Below are 4,715 nucleotides of genomic sequence, written 5' to 3'. Positions count from 1 at the left end.
AGCGGTTATTCAGGTAATCCAGTCGTTGAATGGGTAAAAGAGTCCCATGAAATCACTCGTAGCATAATACTTGAGGTCGTTGAAAAAGCGGGTAAAGGGTTTAATGTTGTAAAAAAACGCTGGGTTGTTGAGCGTACTTTTTCATGGTTAATCAACTATAGGCGTCATTCTAAAGATTATGAAGTTTTAACGAGAAATAGTGAGGCAATGATTCACATTGCTATGCTGCATATTTTAGTCAAAAGAGTTGCTTAAATTTTGATTTTTAAGACACCTTCTTAGGTCTAAATCCAGCTACGATACATCCAAAAATGTTTTGGCGATGGGGGCGAGGAGTTAAAATTTCTTCAGTTCAATTACTTTTGGTTGCAGAGGTAAAAGAACATACTTACTGGATTGTTTGTGGATCTTGGTGGCTTGGATGTGTAATAAACAAAGTGAAAGTTTATCGCCAAGAGAATGGAAGATTTCAAGAAGTTTCTAACTAGTCTGTTGTACTTTCACAAAGCCAGCTCACTTTTTGGCAAAGACATCTAACCTACACCCGCACTCACGGCTTTTTCATTTCCCTAACTTAACCGACACCCCATACCCTTCCCCACTCATCCGATGCCGAGCAGTTTTAATCATCCACTTGCCATCCAAACCAGTCCTTAACCCTGAAATACTCACAGGCCGTTCAGCCACCAACCTAGGATCGCCTGGTAAAGTAATTTCTAGGCTAGCCTTGGATCGCTCTGAACCTTTAATCGCTGCATTAGCTGCTGCTTGAGCGGCTTCGCGTGTTGGATACTGTAAACTCAATGTGCGTGTAGGTTCTCCTTTACCCGCAATAATGCTTTCTGTTTTTCCTGTACTGCTATTATGGTATTTCGCTATCACGCGTTGATAGCCTGAACGCTCGGGCAAGCTACCTCGATAACTGGTGATGTCTTTACCCGACAAATGAATGGTTTCCAGTTGTTTGCCGCTGGCGGTTTTGCCTTGATTACGCTCCACAAATAAAAGATGTTCGCCCGCAGGCTTGGCAATGGCATCATATTGATTCGCGATACGACTTAAAAAATGCAGGTCGCTTTCTTCCGTTTGATCAATATGCTGAATCATTAAATCGGTAAATTTCTCGGCGACTTTAGGACTTAAGTTGTGGCGTTGGGCAATGCTTCCCACAAGATCCGTCAGTTTCACCTGATGCCAGCTTTGGCTACGTGGGGCACGGATAGGGCCTTTTAAATTGGCCCCACGGGCTTTGATTTGCATCTGCATGGGCGGTTTAGAAAGCAATACCTCATCCACCGTGTAGTTGCCCATATGCACTAAGCCACTTTCAACATACCCCAATGCACAGGACAGTTTAACGCCTTTTTTGGGGATGGCTAACGAGCCATCATCAACCAGAGTTAAGGTTAAACTGTCAGACTTCCAGCCCGCTTCGTCAGTGAGTTCGAGACTCATCAATAACGGGTTAATGGTGGGTGTCAGGTTCTTATCGCCCAGGAAAATACTAAAGGTGGGTTGCATATTAATCCCAAAGCTTTTGTGTGGTTTGAATAGGGGAGGGGAGATCAGGCAACTCGAGGGTTAATCCTGCAGGAAGGAACGGGCCTAGCTCAGCCAGGCCCGGATTTGCGTCTAACGCTTGGAGAACATAAAAACCAACCTCACGTTCTCCATAGTACTGCCAACAGATGGCATCTAGATTATCGTCTTGTTTCGTTAGGTACCTCATAGCGCTCACCGTAGTAACGAATGGATAAGCTAAAGTCGATTTTTCGGGGTTGGCCTTGTTGATCCAAGTAACTGTTGGTCTGCTCCACACTGGTAATACACCAGTAGTTGAGCAAGTCTCCGGTACCCGCAATCAATAATAATGGCTTGCCTTGCCTTCCGAGCACGGCCATTTTCTCAACGGTCTCGACTGCACCATACTGCCCTGGAAATACGCTACCCGACAGGTTAATGGTTTGTTGACCTTCACCGGTATACTGCAGTTGTGGGATGGTGCCCAAGCGCTTTTGTTCTGACCAGTCAAAAGACCAGGCGCGTTGCAATTGATTAAATGCCGCTGTTTCAATTGAAAAAGTAAACGGCCCAAGCTTCATTAAGGTGCTAGTAGGCATTGGCTAAACCGTCCTGATCATAGAGGGCTGCCCGCTGATCCGACTGAGCTTCAAACTCCCGTCGTTCTAACTCTTCCCGTACACGCTTGGCAAGGTCTTCACTGTTCTGGCCTGGTTGAGCATGAATGGTAATCGGGGCGTTAATCTGGGTTCGCAACTGGTTTTGTACTTTAATTTGCTGCGAGCGTTGCCTGAGTTGAGCTTGTACATATTGACTATTTCTGGCTTTAGCTTCACTGAGCTTCGTTGTTCCATAACGAATGCCTCGACTTCGGCTTCGCCGTTGGCTAGCCACATGTTTGTTGGGTTTAGCGTTCTTTTTCTTGTCTTCGTCATCATCACCAAACCAGTCAAATACACTACTGATGACGTCCTTAATCCAACTGAATTTCGACACCAGCCAATCAAAACCGGGTTTCCAATGTTTTAGCAGCATTCCTAACGGTGATTTATTAAATATGCCTTTAATGAGATTCCATGCCCCTGAGAAAGTGCTTTTAATACTGTCCCAAAGGCCACTAAAAAAGGATTTAATCGGTTCCCAATAGGTAATAATTAAAGCAGCACCACCGGCAATAGCGGTTACCGCTAAACCAATGGGATTCATTAAAAAGGCCGCCCCTACGGCTTTAATAATTGGGATTAAACTTAAAACCGCTTTACCAAAGGTCATGATGGACATAAACAATTTAACCCCCATTAACCCCGCTAAAATATACCCCAGATTTTTCCAGCCAATGGTGGTGGAAATAAAGTTGCTGATAATACCGGTGACCTTAAAAAAGCTCTGACCCAATTGATACATGTTTTTGGCCCAGCCTAGTAACCGCTGACTGATGTTTTTGACCAACGTTTGTATTTTGGGGAGGTAACTGACTACCCAGCTTTTAAAGTGCTTCATTAGCTGGGTAAAGGCAGGCATCATGCCAGCACCTATAGTGTTCTTAACACCACCCATCGCCATTTGTGCATCGAGCAATGCATCATTAAAATTTTCAGCATCCCTTGCGGCTTTTTCTTTCAGCACATTCCCTGTCGCGCGGGCATCAGCCCGCAACTGTTGTAAACCTTTGCGCCCGTCCTTAAGCATGTTGATCATACCGACCCCTTCGCTGTCGAATAACTTCATCGCTAAGCGGACACGGTCGTTTTGATTTTTAACCTGGCTTAATGCTTCAGCCACTTGGTCTAGCTGCTGTTCTGGCTTTAACTTCCCGAGCCATTGGGCATTTAACCCCAGCTCCTGCAATGCACCTTTCGCCGTCCCTGTACCTTGAGCGGCTTCTGCTACACGACGCACCATCCGTTGTGTCCCGACATTAAACTGCTTAACAGATAACCCTGAGCGTTCTGCTGCATACTGAAATTCCTGAAGGGCTTCAATACCAATACCTAGCTTGTCAGCGGTTTTAGCAATAGGGTCTAATCGGTTAGCCGTCCAGGCGGATAAGCCAAATAAACCCGTAATTCCTCCGGCTGCAATGCCAGCACCTCGCTTTAAACCTGTAGCGGCTTTACCTAGCCCTGGCATCATCTTATTACCGAACTTCTGTAGTGCAGCTTTACGCTGTAACTTCTTCTGGGCTTTGGCAACGTTATTAATTTCGATCCCATATTTTTTCGCTGAACGCTTGGCTGAACGATACTGACGCTCAACGTTTTTAATGCCTTCGGCTAAGCGGTGAGAGGATTGAGTGGTATTTGCTTGCTTAGTTTTAAGCTCGGCTAGTTTGTTTTTGTATTTATTAAGGTCTTTTACGGCGGCTAACTGCTTATTGGTTTCACGATAAGCCTTGCCCAGCTTCGCCGCCGAGGCCTGGCTTTTTTTAATGGATTTACCCAGTGATTTATCTAAAAACGCACCAATGGCAATATTTAACGCAAGTTTACTCATAAGATAGGCTCTTTCGGGGCGGCATCAAACCAGTCCACTAATTCATCCAGTGGCATGCTTAAAAGTTCAGACAATGGGGTTCCAGGTAAGCGGGCGGCTAAGGCAAAGACAATGGTTTGGCAGTGACGGTAATTAATGACGAAAAAATTTATCCGCGATCACCTCGCTGATTTTAGTAAAATCCGCGCCGTCGATGTGTTCAATCGCCTGCTGACTTAACCCGGATAAGTTGGCCATCATGGCAATGGCTTGTTCTAATTCCGTACCGCCTTGTTTATCGATATTTTTCATATCTTTCACGGTAGGCCGACGTAATTTAATTTCTGTAATCACTTCACCATTGACGTTAATGGGATAGTCTAATGTGATTAATTCGCTCATGGTTACACCTTAAAAAAACAAATAAAATTAGGCTCTATATGGATTCCTAGGGGGTAGCATATAATACAACCAAAGATGTATTATGCACGTCTATTTGGGTAAATTAAGTCAGTAATAAGCAAAGAATGATCAATATCAAACAACTGGTAAATGATGAGCAATGCTACCAGTTTATTCGTCAGAGACGTTGGCCTGATGGCGTCAGCTGCCCTCACTGCCAGTCTCAACAAGTAGAAGGCAATGGTAATCATCAAAAGCAAATTGCCCGAAAACGTTATCGCTGCCTAGCGTGTCATCGGGGATTTGATGACCTAACTCTC

The 4,715-nt window shown here is 44.8% G+C and carries 7 protein-coding genes; 2 read left to right on the top strand and 5 right to left on the bottom strand.

Annotated elements, in window-relative coordinates; translation table 11 throughout:
- Positions 1 to 255 (top strand): transposase (locus tag F607_RS0124900; RefSeq protein ID WP_027709754.1); only part of this gene is annotated, 255 nt, incomplete at its 5' end.
- Between the two features lie 306 nt (positions 256 to 561).
- On the opposite strand, the gene F607_RS0124895 is transcribed toward F607_RS0124900, so the two are convergent.
- The 5 genes from F607_RS0124895 to F607_RS0124875 form a co-directional block, all read right to left on the bottom strand.
- Entirely contained in the window at positions 562 to 1,521 is a 960-nt protein-coding gene (locus tag F607_RS0124895; RefSeq protein ID WP_027710200.1) for a contractile injection system protein, VgrG/Pvc8 family, read from the bottom strand.
- Between the two features lies 1 nt (position 1,522).
- Positions 1,523 to 1,729, bottom strand: a complete 207-nt coding sequence (locus tag F607_RS0124890; RefSeq protein WP_027710199.1) for a tail protein X — start codon at positions 1,727 to 1,729, stop codon at positions 1,523 to 1,525.
- Positions 1,701 to 2,120: a phage tail protein gene (locus F607_RS0124885; RefSeq protein ID WP_027710198.1), complete on the bottom strand. Its 420-nt coding sequence runs from the start codon at positions 2,118 to 2,120 to the stop codon at positions 1,701 to 1,703. Before F607_RS0124885 ends, F607_RS0124890 begins: the two co-directional genes overlap by 29 nt.
- Positions 2,110 to 4,014: a phage tail tape measure protein gene (locus F607_RS33235; RefSeq protein ID WP_027710197.1), complete on the bottom strand. Its 1,905-nt coding sequence runs from the start codon at positions 4,012 to 4,014 to the stop codon at positions 2,110 to 2,112. The genes F607_RS0124885 and F607_RS33235 overlap by 11 nt, the downstream gene beginning before the upstream one ends.
- Positions 4,015 to 4,146: 132 nt before the next feature.
- A complete protein-coding gene (locus F607_RS0124875; protein WP_027710196.1) occupies positions 4,147 to 4,395 on the bottom strand; it encodes a phage tail assembly protein in 249 nt (82 codons plus the stop codon).
- Positions 4,396 to 4,520: 125 nt separating this feature from the next.
- Between F607_RS0124875 and F607_RS0124870 the strand changes: the two genes are divergently transcribed.
- Positions 4,521 to 4,715: transposase (locus tag F607_RS0124870; protein ID WP_027709409.1), on the top strand; the 195-nt coding region annotated here is incomplete at its 3' end.

It is taken from the genome of Zooshikella ganghwensis DSM 15267 (assembly GCF_000428585.1).
Taxonomy (GTDB): domain Bacteria; phylum Pseudomonadota; class Gammaproteobacteria; order Pseudomonadales; family Zooshikellaceae; genus Zooshikella; species Zooshikella ganghwensis.
The sequence above is the reverse complement of the archived record's forward strand: the minus strand, read 5'-3'. Positions and strand labels throughout refer to the sequence as shown.

Coding starts and splice junctions, on each gene's coding strand:
- F607_RS0124895 (WP_027710200.1), bottom strand. CDS start 1,521: ATGCAACCCACCTTTAGTATTTTCCTGGGCGATAAGAACCTGACACCC.
- F607_RS0124890 (WP_027710199.1), bottom strand. CDS start 1,729: ATGAGGTACCTAACGAAACAAGACGATAATCTAGATGCCATCTGTTGG.
- F607_RS0124885 (WP_027710198.1), bottom strand. CDS start 2,120: ATGCCTACTAGCACCTTAATGAAGCTTGGGCCGTTTACTTTTTCAATT.
- F607_RS33235 (WP_027710197.1), bottom strand. CDS start 4,014: ATGAGTAAACTTGCGTTAAATATTGCCATTGGTGCGTTTTTAGATAAA.
- F607_RS0124875 (WP_027710196.1), bottom strand. CDS start 4,395: ATGAGCGAATTAATCACATTAGACTATCCCATTAACGTCAATGGTGAA.